The organism is Shewanella sp. SM95, assembly GCF_025653595.1.
GTDB lineage: Bacteria > Pseudomonadota > Gammaproteobacteria > Enterobacterales > Shewanellaceae > Shewanella > Shewanella oncorhynchi.
This window is the reverse complement of the sequence record NZ_JAKKSE010000025.1, coordinates 23,760-39,546: the sequence shown is the minus strand read 5'-3', so window position 1 is coordinate 39,546 and position 15,787 is coordinate 23,760. Positions and strand designations below refer to the sequence as shown.

Genomic DNA, 15,787 nt, shown 5'->3' with positions numbered 1-15,787 from the left:
TTCCATCTAAGGCGTTTTTCTTTAACTCGCAGAGGTAATTAATCCATAGCAATAAATTTAATCGTTAATGGATAGCGATACACTTTACCTTCGCTGGCCTTAATAATCGCCAGCACAGTGCACACCAAATCGAATATGCCGAGTATGGCTAAAAAGATGAAACCAATGCCGACCAAAGCTAATACGCCACTGATGATCACATAAATCAACAGGCTCAATTTAAAGTTCAAGCAACTACGGCCACATTGATCAACAAATGCGGACTCTTCACGCTTCATCAGCCAAATGATCAAAGGACCAAGAATAGAGCCCAACGGCACTAAGTATCCAATAAAACTTGAGGCGTATACCAGTAAGCCAAAATCTTTATCACTTTTTGTAACGGGTTCAATCATAGGTCATCCCTGTTTTATCATTTTGAATATAAAGCCTTATTTTCCACTCGGCCCATATAAACGCATTTGCCAATCTTCTACTGTCTGTAATGCTAAGCGGCGTTGTAGGCTATTAACCCAACTCAGCGCTAATCCCTCGCAGGAAGCTAAACGATCATAGGCACTGGCATTAAACGTTGGCGAGAAATAGAGTGACATGGCCTCGGCAACACTGATATCAGTACGACGCTCAACTAATTCAATCCTATCGTTTAACTGAATAATCCCTGGGGTTAAGATTCTATAAAACCAACCACATAATTGGCTTTGCTGCATGGCGAGTGCGAATTCTCTGTGACCAAATTGCAGATTCAATTTAAAACAAGGTGAACGCGGCTGAGTCACTTGCACTTTTACTGCGCCAATTTGCAAGATATCGCCAATATTGACTTGAGTTTCGTTCAGTCCAACTGTGCTAATGTTCTCTCCCATGCTGGGCGCATCTTCGAGCTGGGTGATTAAGTCCCAACGACGATATTGGCCGTAGTGCTCGCGGGGGAAATGATGTAGCACGCGATCAAGGCCGCCATGGTGTTTTGGATCGGCCTGCGCGTCCCCTTCAACATGGTCGATATGCACTAACAGTTGTTGAGCCGCTTGCTTACCATCAATCCCCGTAGCAACACCGGACATTTCTTGAAGATGAGTTCCTAAGTACAATCCAGACAACTTATTAATCAACAACTTTGACATCTGCAACTCCAAATCAATGACCTATCGCGCATTACTGTCAGAGTGTAAACCGCGATACGCCAATAACACAATTAACCCGCGCCATAACCCACAAAGGTAGGCTAAACATTACTGCCAAGAAGAACCGAGTAGAGTCTATGAATGATTTAACACCACTTGATTTCGGCCCGCTTCTTTTGCCTGATACAAGGCCAGGTCGGCACGTTTGATAAGGTCCTCTGCGGGCTCTTGCACTTGATGCTCAGCAACACCAATACTGGCAGTAATAGAAATGTGTAATCCATTCACTTTAATTTCCCGCTGGGAAATGAGGTCACGGATCTGTTCTGCCAGTTCTGCCGCTCGGGATAAATCCATCTCAGGGAGTAAAATTAAAAACTCCTCACCGCCCCAGCGACATAAAATATCCTGTTGTTGTAGTAAACCACGCAGCATATTAGTCATGGTTTTTAATACTAAGTCACCAATCCCATGCCCATAACTGTCGTTCACTTTTTTAAAGTGGTCGATATCCAGCAAGAGTATTGAAATCGGCGATTGTGTCAACTTGGCTTTATCTAACGCCTGCCTAAAGTACTCATCAAACACCTGACGGTTAGCGGCGCCAGTGAGCTTATCGGTAGACGCCATAATTTCTAGTTTGCGCTGATAACGACCTAAGGTCATGTTGGAGATGAATAAAATACCTAGGGTCACCATTAGGCTTAACGCCAAATTACCCCAAAACGTATTTAACAGTTCCCGCTCTTGTGGCGCATCCTCCTGCTCAACAATTAAATACCACTTAAACTCAGGAACTAAGCGACTATTGAGATAAACCGTTTTACCATTTTTCTGATAGCTGAAGGCGGCACTTGGGCTGGTTAAAATACGCGTAGCCAAATTATCAAGCCCTACGTTCGTTTGCAGCGAATCCGTACCGTCATATTGATCGCCATGCAAAGTGACATTACCTTGCCGGTCGGTAAAGAACACTCGGCGGTTATAACGCTTTTGATATAACTCAATTAAGGCTTTAACCTTTTCAACCGCCAACCCCACACCGGTAACACCAATGAATTTTCCTTCAAAATCAAAAACTTTATAGTTAACAAATACGGTTGTCTTACTGCGGTCTGCCGTATCGGCATCAATATTGACCTCATAATGTTCAGATTCAGGTAAAGAACGCACTCGAAAATACCAAGCATCGTCAGGCTCTACATCTTGGATTTTTTTTAAAATGCCCGTGGAATGGTAATAATTTCGACTTTTCTCAGACACAAAAAAGCTAGTGACAGTACCGTATTTTTCTTGGATTTCCTTAAGGTAACGAATGAGTTTTTCGGGCTCTTGCTCATGACTTAAGGTCCAATCCCGAACAAAGGTATCCTGCGCCATCAAGGATGAAATAAAGATGGGTCGTAACAAATCCTGTTGAATTTCTGAATAAATATTGTCACTTGTGAGCGGTAAGGTATTGCTCTCTATTTGTTGGCTCAGTGAATCATGGGCTACTTTGTAACTGATACCGCTAGTCACTAAAAAGGCGACCAAAAGCAAAACAGACAGAAGCCAAATAAATTTATTTTTATCATTCCAAGCGTTATTGCCCATTCTCAACTCCAAAGACTACAGAACACCTTGAGTGGCTTATTATTTTAATTTAACGATAACTATTTTAGTTGAATAAATGTTAACGCAATTGCGCCATGGCCGCACAAGATTTCTGTCGTATTGGCGTTCTACAATGGAATAACTTTATTTTGAGCAAAAAAATGCCTCGTTGGGGAAACGAGGCAAAAACATACTAACCAATAAATGGGAGAAAAGTACAAGAAAACGTTAAGGGACAAGCTATGCGCCACAAGACATACTCTAGCAAGGACGTATGACAAAAAGATGACTCAAACTGCTCGCCCGCAGATTTTCATGCGATTTGCTTCGCCTCTAAATACTGTTTTAGTGCCTCACCCGGAATAGAACTATCAGTTGCCACCGCAAATGCCGCCCAAATCGCCCCTTCTGCCATGGCCTCAGTAATCGACTGGCCGATGCAGAGACTGTGGATCAACCCTGACGCATAGGCATCACCTGCGCCAGTGGTATCAACAACTGTGGCAGGGATAGCGGCAACATGCTGCACTTGATCGTGCGTGTAAACCTTAGCCCCATTGATACCATCGGTGACAATAAAGTAACGCAGACAATCGCCGCCAATGCTTTTGCCATATTCCCAAGATGCGCCATCACAACGCCCCTGAATATCACTCATGGAGGCCAATAAAATATGACAAGGTCTCTGTCTGTCGTCCTTGGCTAATTGCGCGACCACAAGACAATGTTCTAAAGCTGTTTTTGCCCAGCTAACAGAGCCTTCAGCGGAAGTATTAAAATACAGCGCGTCCCATGGCTGCCATTTCGGCGGTACAGATAATTCAAATATGGGTCTTTGTGGCCGAATAATGGTGCGCTCGCCATCTGGCGTCATTACAAGCAGCATTTCGCATGTATTGCCGGCACGGCGCTGCACTAAACGACAATCGAGCCCTTGCGTACTGGCTTCTGCAATGAGCCAATCCCCCATGTCATCACGGCCCACTTGACTCACCAGCGCGACGCTATGCCCTGCCCAGACTAAACCTAATCCGGTATTTGCCCCACCGCCGCCGAGCCTTTGGCCGCCATCTTGATAATGGAAACGTCCACCTGTTTTTAAAGGTTTATCAAGCAGTAAGATCCGATCACAGTTGAGATTGGCAACTAACAGAATATTAGCCATTACAAGGCTCCAAAGGGCAAAAAAGCATCAAGGCCAGAAGATAAAAACAAAGAAATATCAATCTAGAGCAAAATGCTCACAGGCACAATCCAATCATCGAGATAGAAACACTATAAGGATATGGCAGCGCCTTGATGTAAGCATTTGTCCCGAAGAAGACGAGGAAAACAGTTATACATCCATACGGTATAACATAGCTGTTAACTCTAACACTTTGTTTAAAATCGATTTATAGAAAAGATAACGTCTTAGGACAAAATGAAGCGTAACCATTTTGAAGCCGACTCGATTAATTATCAGTAGACATAGTTAAAATGCATGCTGGATACATATATTAAATTTATGAATGGAATCAAACGCTATGCTAATGGAAATATGGGATACCGCCGAAGAAAAATCTGAGCAGCTACGCCGTTATCAGCTCTGTATAGAAGAATTTAATGAATTGAATTTTCACGATGTTTATATTGCAGAAATCAAACAAGAATACCAACAACTTGCTGAACAAGTAAAAGTGCAGTCAACCTCGGATCCCGAGCGCTAACTGCACTTTGCCATCTAGTTACTCACGATAAACCTTCAATTACTTTATTGGCGTCAATGGTGATAAAGACGCAAATTGTACTGCTAATGTCCAATCTGTAATGACCATATCTGAAGGCTGCCAACTGTCATCAACCCACTCATAAACCAAGCCAGGGTTTTCCTCTGCGTTGACTAACAAACGCCGTCCATCTTGCAACACAAGCGTATAATCGAGCCCCTGCGCATCGACACTTTCAATGTCCCCCAAGACATTGTGCTTAATGGCCGAAATAGTTCCGGTTGCCTTAACGGCATCGTTTTCCTTTGCACCGCTGTAAAACTTTAACGCCTCGTTTGCGGCAGTCTTGTGAAAAACAAACTCCTCAGTCACACCCACTACGATCGACGGATCAAGCTCATACCAGGCGGGTATCCATAATGCGTTAATTGTCATCCCGTTATATCCTGCATAATAATTTTACGGACGGGATCATTCTGCCTTAACCCCGACAGAGAAAATACTCTTCAGGGATAAAATAATTTTAATCCCTGTAAGGAGTAGCATCACTAAATTAAGCGCATCACTTTCTTTGTAAGATAATCCCAAACCAGAGGGTCATACCTGAGATGCTTTAAGCTCCAGCACTGATGTTGGACTCAATTGGGCTTTCTGTTAGTTTGTAAAACACTTTGCCTCAAACCGACACATTAAGCTGACAAAGTGATCCTGAGCTCAGTAATCGCGTATAGAGTCACACACGATAGATTAATCTTCCCATGCTTGCACCGCAGGCCGATAAATACGGAGTTTACTTGTCTATGGATAAGCCCATAACGCAACCCCCTCAAACCCTTAAGCTCATTGGTGAAACTGAGGCCGGAAAGCGTCAAGAGCTTAAGCAATACTTTAATCAGACATGGGCTTTATACGAGTCACTGTATGATTTGATCCAAGAAGATAGCGCCTATTACCTCAAAGCCGAGCCGCTGCGCCATCCGTTAATCTTTTACTTTGGCCATACGGCCACTTTCTATATCAACAAACTCAAACTCGGTAAATTTCTCGATGAACGAGTAAACGACAACTTCGAATCCATGTTCGCCATTGGTGTCGATGAGATGTCTTGGGATGATTTGAACGAACAACATTATCCGTGGCCGGATGTGGCAGAGGTGCGCAGCTATCGCCAACAAGTTAATGCTGTCGTCAATCGTGTTATCGATGAAATGCCTCTAGCGTTACCTATCACTCAAAATAGCCCAGCTTGGATCATTTTGATGGGCATTGAACATGAGCGTATTCATTTAGAAACCTCATCGGTGATCATCCGCCAACTGCCGCTGGAATATGTCGCGCCCAACCACCTCTGGCCTGCGTGCCAAGACACCGCCCCTGCCGAGACCAACAGTTTATTGGCTGTAAAAGGGCAAAAAGTGACCTTAGGCAAAACTGAACAAGACCAAACCTACGGCTGGGACAATGAATACGGCCATAAAATATTTAACGTTAACGACTTTAAGGCTGCTAAATTCTTAGTCTCGAATCAAGAGTATCTCGCATTCGTCGAAGCTGGCGGCTATCGCTCACCCCAATTTTGGAATGAAGAAGGCCAAGCTTGGCTTGCCTATACCCAAGCACAAATGCCGCGTTTTTGGCGCTTAAGACAAGATAAATGGTGGCAACGTAACTTAGTGGAAGAAATTCCGCTGCCATTAAACTGGCCTGTTGAAGTGAATCAGCTCGAAGCTAAGGCCTTCTGTAATTGGAAAGCCGAACAAAAGCAAAGCAATATACGTCTATTAACTGAAGCTGAGTGGTACATCTTACGCGAGAATGTGCCCGCCGATGCGCCCGATTGGCATGAAGTGCCGGGCAATATTGCTTTGGCTTATTACGCCTCTTCTTGCCCAGTGAATCGCTTCGAACATAATGGCTTTTTCGATATTGTCGGTAATGTTTGGCAATGGACAGAAACCGCAATCGACGGTTTTGACGGCTTCGCCGTACACCCACTTTACGATGATTTCTCCACCCCAACCTTCGATGGCAAACATAATCTCATCAAAGGCGGCTCGTGGATCTCTACGGGTAATGAGGCAATAGCTTCATCACGCTATGCGTTTCGTCGACATTTTTATCAACACGCGGGCTTTCGCTATGTGGAATCCAGCCAAAATCCAGCTCAAATGGCCGAGGTCAATGTGTACGAAACGGATGAACTGATTTCCCAATACCTTGAATTCCACTATGGCGCCGAATATTTCGGGGTTGCTAACTTCTGCGTCAATGGTGTGCAGCAAGCGCTGAGTGAAATTCAATTGACTCATACAGCTAAAGCCCTCGATATCGGCTGCTCCGTTGGTCGCGCGAGTTTCGAACTGGCAAAAGTATTTGATCATGTTGATGGTATCGACTTCTCGGCGCGCTTTATTCAACAGGCCTATGCGCTGACAGAACAAGGTGAAAAACGTTACACCATACGTACCGAAGGCGACTTACAGGAATTTAAGAGTGCGAGTCTCGCGAAACTGGGATATGAGCTTGAGGCGAAAAAGGTCAACTTTATGCAAGGTGATGCCTGTAATTTAAAGCCCATCTACACAGGTTATGATTTGGTTTATGCCTCAAATCTTATCGACAGGTTGAACGAGCCTAAACACTTTTTAACCAGTATTGCCCAGCGGATTAATCAAGGTGGATACCTTGTGATTGCCTCGCCATACACTTGGCTTGAAGATTATACGCCCAAGGATAAATGGTTAGGTGGCGTTAAAGTCAAAGGAGAGAACTTCACCACCTTAGATGGTTTGACCGAAACCTTGATCGGCCAATTTGAGCTGGTCGCAGTGAAGGAAATTCCCTTCGTGATCCGCGAGACTAAACGTAAATTCCAACATTCCATCTCAGAAATGACAATTTGGCGTAAACGTTAATGCTCACTCATGGGATAACCAACTGAAGTCCTGATAAAAATATCCGCCAGAAATCCATTTTTGGCGGATGTGTAACATCCAGCTCAGTCACATTTACAGCACCAACTAAGGTGAGAACACTGTAAATGCAGCGAAAAATATCTACACCTTAAACTGTGCCGTTGTTAAACCAAGCTGATTTGCTAACCCCAACAGACTCCGCGTACTCGCTGCCACTTGGCTGATAGCCGCACTATTTTCCTCCGCCGCCACGCTTAAGCCAGCAATCCCCTGCGCAATCGTCGCCGAAACTGTTGTTTGTTCTTCCGCAGCGGTTGCGGTTTGAATCATTAATGCCTTTAAGGTTTCTAAGCGCAAAGCAATATCATCCACCGCGGTCTGCATTCCATCGGCATCTTCTGCGGTTTTAGAGGCTTCAGTGGAACAAGTCACACTATGCAACGCCAGCACACCTGACTGTTGCTGAATACCTTTTAACACTTGCCCAATATCCTGAGTTGCTAATTGAACCTTCACCGCTAACTGACGCACCTCATCGGCAACCACAGCAAATCCACGACCATGCTCGCCAGCTCTCGCAGCTTCAATCGCCGCATTAAGAGACAAGAGATTAGTTTGTTCCGCAATCGCATTTATCACAGCCAATACTGAGCCGATTTTCTGACTATCCGCCTCAAGACTGCCCACCTGTTGATGAATAGTTGCAAAACTGCTCAAGGTCACTTTTAAGCTTTTACGAGTACTGGCCAAGTTTTGCGAAAGAATTTCACTCGAATGGGTACAGGCGGACACTTCATCGGAGGATCTCATCGTATTCGTGCTGATTTCAGCTGCGGCATAACTCATTTCTTCAACGGCAGTGGCCAACATATCAGTTTCTTTAGCCTGCATCTGAATACTGCAATCGGCTTGGGTCATGGCGGCAGAGTTTTGTTCGGCGGCTGATTCAAGTTCATGCCCAACGCCCACCAGCTGACTGATAATTTCTTTGAGCTTAGTTTGCATCCGCGCCAACCAACTCATTAGGTGATTATCCGTTTGAACATGCGGTAAATTATGAGTTAAATCGCCAGAGGCGATCATACTGGTCAAGTTACACATGTCCTCAGGCTCACCGCCAAGCGGCTTTAATACAAACCCTGTAACTAACTTAGCGGCAGCGAACGCCAACACTAAGGCTGCTGCACAAACAGATAAGCCGATAAACATCATACGGTAGGCGGGAGCTGCTATTTCACTCACATCAATTTCAGCCATCAAACCCCAACGTAAACCGAGCTCAACGACAGGAGAATAAGCGGATAAAACGGGATTATTGTTATAGTCATTCACTTGCATCACACCCGATTTACCAGCCAGCGCCTCCTTTACCGCCAGCGTATCAACACCATTCTGAGCTACCGTTCCCGCAAACGAAGCCGTAACAGTGCGATTAATGGGATCGAGAAAAGAATCGGAACGCATACGATTATTTGGGCCAATAAGATAAGTTTCACCACTTTGCCCCATACCCTCACGAATTTGCATAACTCTGTTGATGCGATCGATTGATACTTGAGCCACCACCACCAATCTTTGCTGATTGAACTGAATCGACTGGCCAATAAATGCCGCCGGTTGACCGTTTGAAGGCGCGTATGCGGAGAAATCTTGTAGTAATACTGTGCCCGCCGATCCCAATGCCTTATTGAATAACTGTGCTAATCCCGAATCATGGAAGGGTCCAGTACGCAAATTGGTGCCGAAATCAGACTCCTTCGCCACTGTATATAAAACGGTGCCATCGTCACTAATAATAAATAGGTCATAAAAACCGAGGGATTTATTTAATGACTGCAAGGTTTGATCTATGTCAGTAAGAGTATCGAGGCTTTTTTGGCTGGCAATTACGGCGCTGACGGCCTGCAGGTTATCGGAAAAGTCCTGAAACATGCCAACAATCTGCCGTTGCTTGATCTCACGCACAGCCACTAAACGAGACTGAGCCTCGGCAAACAATTCATCCCGAGCAATGTAAGTCACTATTGCGGTAGCAAATATGAGGGGTAATAGGACAATCAATAAACTGATAAGCTGAATTTTACGAGTAAAACCCATGGTGAGACTCCTTGTCGCGCATCGAATTCCATTCCTTCAATCTTTGCAGAATCAAACCTGCCTTAAAACTATAGGAGAAGAATCTCAGCTAAACAAAGCGGTGCCGACTATTTTCATCAAAAGTTCACTAAAATTCCGACAACTCATTATTTTTAAGTAGAAAAATGATTAATAACTTTAAATGACAGCCAAGCCATACCGACCATTTCAAACAAAATGATATAGTGGGAAATAAGCAATAAACCGAACGTTAGCATCAACTTATATTGAATGCGCACATCCATGCGACAAATAATGCATTGAAATTTATTAAATATGCATATAAATTCATCCCAAGCCAATTTATAGAGGATTAATAATGAGTTTACTCGAGCAAGTGTCAGTATCTAAAAAAGCCAACATCTACTTTGATGGCAAAGTGGCTAGCCGTAGCGTATTTTTTGCCGATGGCAGCAAGCAAACCTTAGGTGTTGTATTACCAGGGGAATATGAGTTCTCAACCTCCCAAGGCGAAATCATGGAAGTGACTAGCGGCCGTTTTGAGGTGTTACTTCCAGAAACAACGACTTGGCAAGAATTTAGCGAAGGAACTCAGTTTGAGCTGGCTGCAAATGTTAGCTTTAAAATTCGTAACACAGCCATTGCCGAATATTGCTGTAGCTATCTCTAGTCATCTCGATTAAGTGACAGTGCGATTAATATTTCATATCAATCGTTAATCGAACGCTCACAGTGACGGTTTATCTCAGCACTGTGAGTATGTTGTCCTACCGAACCATTTCACCATTTCACCATTTCACCATTTCACCATTTCACCATTTCACCATCAGAATGCTTTATCCGTCTGACATTTATCAATCTGGCAATTTTATCAACCTGGCTCAAGGCAGCGTAAAACTCACAAGGCAAAGTATACTAAATCGAATGCGTTGATATCGCCGACAAAAACAACACTAGACGACCGGTCTAATTTGACTTATCCTAAACCCCATGAAAATTGAAACTCAATCCACTCGCCAGCACATTCTCGACATCGGCTACAAGCTAATCGTACGCAAAGGCTTTTCCAGCGTCGGCTTATCCCTACTGCTGCAGGCGGCCGAAGTGCCTAAAGGCTCGTTTTATCACTACTTCAAATCCAAAGAACAATTTGGCGAAGCGCTTATTACTGATTATTTTGAAAAATATCAATTAGATTTAGACGCATTATTCAATGACTCAACACTGACAGGCCATCAACGCTTGATGCAATACTGGCAACAATGGTTGCACGTACAAGCCGATGGCTGCGTAGATCAAAAGTGTCTGGTCGTGAAACTCAGCGCCGAAGTGGCCGATTTATCCGAAGCCATGCGTGTTGCCTTACTTAAAGGCTCCGCCGGCATCATAGAGAGGTTAACGACTTGCGTTCAAGTGGGCATAACAGATAGATCAATCGCCCTGCAAGATCCGCAATCAACCGCTGAAATGTTGTATCACATGTGGTTAGGCGCCAGCTTAATGAACAAGTTGGGCCACAGCCCTGCGGCACTCGAACGTGCACTCGTGACGACTAAAGCCATTTTAACGCCTAAAACGGCCCTTTAACCTAATACCGACTCAAAACTAATATTTGCTGATATCGATCAGCCCAGATTTTTAAAGAATACATTTTCACGCCCCGAAATTAGACGACTGGTCTACTAATTTAACGGGCTATTAATTAATGCAGCTCAATTAACGCTGCTCATTTAAAGTAATAATAGGAATAACATCATCCATGCTAAATTTTAACTATTACAACCCGACCCGCATCCGTTTTGGTAAAGACACTATCGCCGAAATTGATTCTCTAGTACCGAGCGATGCTAAAGTGATGATCCTCTTTGGCGGCAGCAGTGCTAGAAAAACAGGCACGTTAGACGAAGTTAAACAATCATTGGGTAATCGTTTCGTTGTCGAGTTCGATGGCATTGAGCCAAACCCAACCTATGAAACCTTAATGAAAGCCGTCGCCCAAGTGCGTGAGCAGAATATCGACTTCCTCCTCGCGGTTGGCGGTGGTTCGGTTATCGATGGCACTAAATTTGTTGCCGCGGCAGCGGTATTTGAAGGCGAACCTTGGGACATTCTCACTAGCTGGGGCGCAAATGTAACTCAAGCTATGCCTTTTGGCTCAGTCTTAACCTTACCTGCGACCGGTTCCGAAATGAACAACGCCAGCGTAGTAACCCGCAAATCACTTCAAGCTAAGCTGCCATTCCGTAATGACTTGGTTTATCCACAATTCTCAATACTTGATCCGACGAAAACCTTCACCCTACCAGAGCGCCAAGTGGCCAACGGTGTTGTCGATGCTTTTGTACATATCACAGAGCAATACCTCACTTACCCAGTTAACGCCGCCGTGCAGGACAGATTTGCCGAAGGTCTTTTACAAACCTTGATTGAGCTTGGTCCACAAGTGCTAGTTCAACCCGAAGATTACGACATTCGCGCTAACTTAATGTGGGTTGCCACTATGGCACTCAACGGCACGATTGGCGTCGGTGTTCCCCACGACTGGGCAACTCATATGATAGGCCATGAACTAACTGCACTTTACGATATCGACCATGCGCGCACATTGGCAATCGTATTGCCAGCCCTGTTGCAATGTACAAAAGAGGCTAAACGCGAAAAGCTACTCCAGTACGCCGACCGTGTGTGGCACATCAACACAGGTACAGATGACGAGCGTATCGACGCCGCTATCGCAAAAACCAAGGCTTTCTTCGAAGCCATGGGCATACCGACACATTTATCTGCCTATGATCTCGATGCCAGCCACGTTGATACTGTAGTGAAACAGCTTGAACTGCATGGCATGGTGGCACTCGGCGAACATGGCAACATTGACCCAACCATGAGCCGTAACATTTTGACCTTAGCCCTATAACGTCAAATGAACTAAACCCAAAGCTCACACGTATTGATGTGAGCAACTTAGGTAAAGGTATGAAAATAAATATATTAATGGTACTCACGTCGCACGATAAACTCGGTGATACGGGTTTAAAAACCGGCTTTTGGCTCGAAGAATTTGCCTCACCTTTTTATGTTTTTAAAGATAAAAGTTTTGACATTACCTTAGCCTCGCCACTGGGCGGTCAACCACCACTCGATCCAAAAAGTGATGAGCCAGACTTTCAGACCGAAGCTACTGCGCGCTTTAGCAAAGATCCTGAGACTCAAGCACTGCTAGCGAATACCACTCGCTTAAGTGAAATCAATGCAGCCGATTATGATGCGGTTTTTTATCCGGGCGGCCACGGTCCACTGTGGGATCTTGCCGAAGATAAACATTCTATCATCTTGATTGAACAGTTTTATCAAGCCAATAAACCCCTAGGGCTCGTATGTCATGCGCCCGCTGCATTGCTGCACCCTAAAACCAGTGATGGCAAGCCATTGGTCGGCGGCAAGCGTGTTACCGGTTTCAGCAACTCTGAAGAAGAAGCCGTGCAACTCACTCATGTCGTGCCATTTTTGGTTGAAGACATGCTGCAGAAAAATGGTGGCAATTATGTCAAAGGTGATGACTGGACAAGCTTTGTCGTCGCAGATGGCCATTTGATCACAGGCCAAAATCCGGGATCATCCGAAGCCGTAGCCGAAACCATAGTTGCGCAATTGAACGCGAGAGGCTAAGCGATAAATACGCGACGCTCAGCTTGAAATGAACAAAGACAGGCGCACAAGTGTGCTAAATGCGTTAAAAAGAGCTGTCGCACCATAATGGTGCGACAGCCAAAATGTACTCTCAGTGTCCAAAGGAAAGCCCATGATCACCTTGCACCATCTCAATAAATCACGCTCTAAACGTATCATCTGGTTGCTAGAGGAACTCGGTCAACCCTATGAAATTAAGAGTTATCAACGTGATAGCCAGACTTTTCTCGCGCCACCCGAACTTAAGCAAATTCATCCGTTAGGCAAATCACCCGTTATCGAAATGGACGGTCAAGTGATAGCCGAATCGGGCGCGATCACCGAATATCTTATTGAAAAATATGCGGCGGATACCTTAGCCCCCGCCAGAGACAGCGCAGACTATGTCAGTTATCTGCAATGGCTACACTTTGCCGAAAGCTCAGCCATGCTGCCTTTGTTACTGCGTATGTTCGTGCAAAAGGACGGTTGTAAAACCAATTTCCTTGAAGGTTATGCCGCGACGGAAGTCAGTAAGATTAGTCATTACTTCAATGATATGTTGGCTGATAAAACCTATCTTGTTGCAGACAAGCTCACGGGTGCGGATATCATGATGTCCTTCGTGGTGGAGCTACTGGCTAACAGTGGCGATCTCGCGAAATTTGAACACATTGAACGCTATGCCACTCAATTATCCCAACATGCCGCTTGGGTCAAAGCGAGTGAGATCGAGAAACAACTCGATGCAAGCCTGTAATTGATGGATCGAATTCGGGCACATGTTAGTGCCCGAGCTTAACCCACTTTAACTAACCCCTGTTTCTGCCTCCCCATTTTCTGTCGACTTTATACCTTCTCAGTGGTGACGTCCTTAACCACTTAGCGCAACAAACACCATGATTTTTGATGTAAAAGAGACTAATCTTGATTAACTCTATCTCAAGGCTACAGGGACTTTAGCATGCGTTCACTCACACTCATCGGCTTAGTGCTATTTAGCATGTTAGCGCAAGCGACTGTTTATAAATGGGTCGATAAAGATGGCAAAGTCCATTACTCCGATGAGCCGCAGCCAAATGCCCAAGTCGTTGAGCTAAAAGATAAGACCTTAAATCAAATTGCCCTTCCTCTGCCCAAAACAGACTTAAACAGCTCAAATCAAGCAATTGAATCTATTAAATATCAAGTCAATATTACCTCTCCGACCGAAGAGGAAACCGTCAGAGATAACAATGGCGATTTCGACGTCGTTGCGACTATCACCCCAGAGCTAAAAAGTCAGTATTTGATGGCCCTCAAGCTCGATGGCAACCCCATAGGTCAGCCACAAATTGGCGGTACCTTCAAACTCAAAAACATCGACCGAGGTGAACATACCTTAGTCGTTGACGCTTTGACTCAAAACGGCAAAGTCTTTGCATCAAGTTCACCAAGAAAGATATTTCTTCATCAAGCAGCTAAGCGTTAATGTCACTATTTGTATAGTAAAAGTTAGTATAAAAACTTTAAATACATGAAGTTAGATTAACTCCTCCTGACTAAACCGTTTGATGAAGACAAGTTGCAGCTTGCACCAGATTGGTGCACCATAGTGGTGCAACCCTATTTCTAGGAACGGTCGATGGATAAAGAGACACTGCTCAATCATTTAGTTACCGCTGTACTTGTCATAGATAAGGATCTCAAGCCTTGTTATGCCAACGCAGCAGCAGAGCAATTATTAGGTGTTGGTAGCCATAGACTCGTAGAACAAACTTTGCCTGAGCACTATCAAATCCTCGGTGTCGACGCCAAGCTATTAATGGATGCAGTAACAGCCGGCCAAGGCTTAACGGTCAATACGGCAGCACTAGTCACGCTCGATGGCCAACATCATACCGTTGATTTAACCCTTATTCCCCTCGATGACGAGGCTGAACTCAGCCTGCTCGAACTGCGCCAAGTTGACCAACAAAGACGCATTCATCAGCAACTGAGTCAAGATGCACAGCAACAAGCGGCGCAGTTTTTGGTGCGCAACTTAGCCCATGAAATCAAGAATCCTTTAGGCGGCCTTCGCGGTGCGGCACAGCTATTATCGCGGGAGCTGGATGATCCGGCGCTGAAGGAATTCACTACGCTCATCATAGAGCAGGCCGATCGGCTGCGTAATTTAGTGGACCGTCTGCTCGGCCCCCAAAGGCCGACACAGCACAGTCTGCACAACATCCATCAAGTGGTGCAAAAGGTCTATAAGTTAGTTGAAATGGCGCTGCCCGCTAACATCCAGCTCAAACGGGATTACGATCCATCCATTCCCGATATCGAGATGGATCCTGACCAAATGCAGCAAGCTGTGCTGAACATTTTACAAAATGCGGTGCAGGCGCTTGAACATACGGGCGGCGAAATTTTGATCCGCACTCGCACTCAACACCAAGTCACCATAGGCTCACAGCGCCACAAGCTAGTGTTAACCCTATCGATTATCGACAACGGCCCCGGTATACCGCCTGAGCTAATGGACACATTATTTTATCCCATGGTGACAAGCCGTGAGCAAGGTTCAGGTTTAGGCCTCTCGATTGCCCATAATATTGCCCGTTTACACTCGGGAAGGATCGATTGCCTCTCCAGCGCAGGGCACACAGAATTTATCATTTCATTACCGATTTTAAGCGCTAAATAATTT

15 protein-coding genes are annotated in these 15,787 nt (G+C 45.0%); 9 read left to right on the top strand and 6 right to left on the bottom strand.

Going from position 1 to position 15,787, the window contains the following annotated elements:
• Positions 1–38: 38 nt before the first annotated feature.
• The 4 genes from L5M29_RS20165 to L5M29_RS20150 all read right to left on the bottom strand — a co-directional run bounded on the left by L5M29_RS20165 (position 39) and on the right by L5M29_RS20150 (position 3,888).
• Entirely contained in the window at positions 39–395 is a 357-nt protein-coding gene (locus L5M29_RS20165) for a DUF4870 domain-containing protein (RefSeq protein ID WP_105251079.1), read from the bottom strand.
• A 36-nt stretch (positions 396–431) separates the two neighbouring features.
• Positions 432–1,127 carry an MOSC domain-containing protein gene (locus tag L5M29_RS20160; protein WP_198572493.1) on the bottom strand — a complete coding sequence of 232 codons (696 nt, stop codon included), beginning with the start codon at positions 1,125–1,127 and terminating at the stop codon, positions 432–434.
• A gap of 135 nt (positions 1,128–1,262) precedes the next feature.
• Positions 1,263–2,723 (bottom strand): diguanylate cyclase, encoded by a 1,461-nt coding sequence (locus L5M29_RS20155; protein ID WP_263169694.1) that lies wholly within the window; start codon positions 2,721–2,723, stop codon positions 1,263–1,265.
• A 313-nt stretch (positions 2,724–3,036) separates the two neighbouring features.
• Entirely contained in the window at positions 3,037–3,888 is an 852-nt protein-coding gene (locus tag L5M29_RS20150) for a PfkB family carbohydrate kinase (RefSeq protein ID WP_212600239.1), read from the bottom strand.
• 361 nt (positions 3,889–4,249) lie between these two features.
• Between L5M29_RS20150 and L5M29_RS20145 the strand changes: the two genes are divergently transcribed.
• Positions 4,250–4,432 (top strand): hypothetical protein, encoded by a 183-nt coding sequence (locus L5M29_RS20145; protein ID WP_105251075.1) that lies wholly within the window; start codon positions 4,250–4,252, stop codon positions 4,430–4,432.
• Between the two features lie 39 nt (positions 4,433–4,471).
• Here the strand turns inward: L5M29_RS20145 and L5M29_RS20140 are convergent, their stop codons facing one another.
• Positions 4,472–4,867, bottom strand: a complete 396-nt coding sequence (locus L5M29_RS20140) for a hypothetical protein (protein WP_105251074.1) — start codon at positions 4,865–4,867, stop codon at positions 4,472–4,474.
• A 365-nt stretch (positions 4,868–5,232) separates the two neighbouring features.
• Here L5M29_RS20140 and ovoA point away from each other — a divergent pair, with 365 nt between their 5' ends.
• Positions 5,233–7,347, top strand: coding sequence for a 5-histidylcysteine sulfoxide synthase (gene ovoA, locus L5M29_RS20135; protein ID WP_263169690.1), 2,115 nt, complete (start codon positions 5,233–5,235; stop codon positions 7,345–7,347).
• A gap of 141 nt (positions 7,348–7,488) precedes the next feature.
• Here the strand turns inward: ovoA and L5M29_RS20130 are convergent, their stop codons facing one another.
• Positions 7,489–9,444, bottom strand: coding sequence for a methyl-accepting chemotaxis protein (locus tag L5M29_RS20130; protein ID WP_263169687.1), 1,956 nt, complete (start codon positions 9,442–9,444; stop codon positions 7,489–7,491).
• Positions 9,445–9,802: 358 nt separating this feature from the next.
• Here L5M29_RS20130 and L5M29_RS20125 point away from each other — a divergent pair, with 358 nt between their 5' ends.
• The 7 genes from L5M29_RS20125 to glnL all read left to right on the top strand — a co-directional run bounded on the left by L5M29_RS20125 (position 9,803) and on the right by glnL (position 15,784).
• The gene (locus L5M29_RS20125; protein ID WP_063884943.1) at positions 9,803–10,114 is read left to right on the top strand and encodes a pyrimidine/purine nucleoside phosphorylase; all 312 of its coding nucleotides are present in this window, start codon (positions 9,803–9,805) and stop codon (positions 10,112–10,114) included.
• 320 nt (positions 10,115–10,434) lie between these two features.
• Positions 10,435–11,031 (top strand): TetR/AcrR family transcriptional regulator, encoded by a 597-nt coding sequence (locus L5M29_RS20120; protein ID WP_212600236.1) that lies wholly within the window; start codon positions 10,435–10,437, stop codon positions 11,029–11,031.
• 172 nt (positions 11,032–11,203) lie between these two features.
• A complete protein-coding gene (locus L5M29_RS20115) occupies positions 11,204–12,361 on the top strand; it encodes an iron-containing alcohol dehydrogenase (RefSeq protein ID WP_263169686.1) in 1,158 nt (385 codons plus the stop codon).
• 59 nt (positions 12,362–12,420) lie between these two features.
• Positions 12,421–13,113: a type 1 glutamine amidotransferase domain-containing protein gene (locus L5M29_RS20110; protein ID WP_263169685.1), complete on the top strand. Its 693-nt coding sequence runs from the start codon at positions 12,421–12,423 to the stop codon at positions 13,111–13,113.
• A gap of 133 nt (positions 13,114–13,246) precedes the next feature.
• Positions 13,247–13,873 carry a glutathione S-transferase family protein gene (locus L5M29_RS20105; RefSeq protein WP_131525136.1) on the top strand — a complete coding sequence of 209 codons (627 nt, stop codon included), beginning with the start codon at positions 13,247–13,249 and terminating at the stop codon, positions 13,871–13,873.
• 204 nt (positions 13,874–14,077) lie between these two features.
• The gene (locus tag L5M29_RS20100; protein WP_263140863.1) at positions 14,078–14,584 is read left to right on the top strand and encodes a DUF4124 domain-containing protein; all 507 of its coding nucleotides are present in this window, start codon (positions 14,078–14,080) and stop codon (positions 14,582–14,584) included.
• Positions 14,585–14,737: 153 nt separating this feature from the next.
• Complete coding sequence (gene glnL / locus L5M29_RS20095) at positions 14,738–15,784, top strand: nitrogen regulation protein NR(II) (protein ID WP_105251067.1); 1,047 nt, start codon at positions 14,738–14,740, stop codon at positions 15,782–15,784.
• Positions 15,785–15,787 lie beyond the last annotated feature (3 nt).

What these genes read in the sequence shown, in the direction of transcription:
- L5M29_RS20165 (WP_105251079.1), bottom strand. Translation starts at nt 395, where the DNA reads ATGATTGAACCCGTTACAAAAAGTGATAAAGATTTTGGCTTACTGGTA.
- L5M29_RS20160 (WP_198572493.1), bottom strand. Translation starts at nt 1,127, where the DNA reads ATGTCAAAGTTGTTGATTAATAAGTTGTCTGGATTGTACTTAGGAACT.
- L5M29_RS20155 (WP_263169694.1), bottom strand. Translation starts at nt 2,723, where the DNA reads ATGGGCAATAACGCTTGGAATGATAAAAATAAATTTATTTGGCTTCTG.
- L5M29_RS20150 (WP_212600239.1), bottom strand. Translation starts at nt 3,888, where the DNA reads ATGGCTAATATTCTGTTAGTTGCCAATCTCAACTGTGATCGGATCTTA.
- L5M29_RS20145 (WP_105251075.1), top strand. Translation starts at nt 4,250, where the DNA reads ATGCTAATGGAAATATGGGATACCGCCGAAGAAAAATCTGAGCAGCTA.
- L5M29_RS20140 (WP_105251074.1), bottom strand. Translation starts at nt 4,867, where the DNA reads ATGACAATTAACGCATTATGGATACCCGCCTGGTATGAGCTTGATCCG.
- ovoA (WP_263169690.1), top strand. Translation starts at nt 5,233, where the DNA reads ATGGATAAGCCCATAACGCAACCCCCTCAAACCCTTAAGCTCATTGGT.
- L5M29_RS20130 (WP_263169687.1), bottom strand. Translation starts at nt 9,444, where the DNA reads ATGGGTTTTACTCGTAAAATTCAGCTTATCAGTTTATTGATTGTCCTA.
- L5M29_RS20125 (WP_063884943.1), top strand. Translation starts at nt 9,803, where the DNA reads ATGAGTTTACTCGAGCAAGTGTCAGTATCTAAAAAAGCCAACATCTAC.
- L5M29_RS20120 (WP_212600236.1), top strand. Translation starts at nt 10,435, where the DNA reads ATGAAAATTGAAACTCAATCCACTCGCCAGCACATTCTCGACATCGGC.
- L5M29_RS20115 (WP_263169686.1), top strand. Translation starts at nt 11,204, where the DNA reads ATGCTAAATTTTAACTATTACAACCCGACCCGCATCCGTTTTGGTAAA.
- L5M29_RS20110 (WP_263169685.1), top strand. Translation starts at nt 12,421, where the DNA reads ATGAAAATAAATATATTAATGGTACTCACGTCGCACGATAAACTCGGT.
- L5M29_RS20105 (WP_131525136.1), top strand. Translation starts at nt 13,247, where the DNA reads ATGATCACCTTGCACCATCTCAATAAATCACGCTCTAAACGTATCATC.
- L5M29_RS20100 (WP_263140863.1), top strand. Translation starts at nt 14,078, where the DNA reads ATGCGTTCACTCACACTCATCGGCTTAGTGCTATTTAGCATGTTAGCG.
- glnL (WP_105251067.1), top strand. Translation starts at nt 14,738, where the DNA reads ATGGATAAAGAGACACTGCTCAATCATTTAGTTACCGCTGTACTTGTC.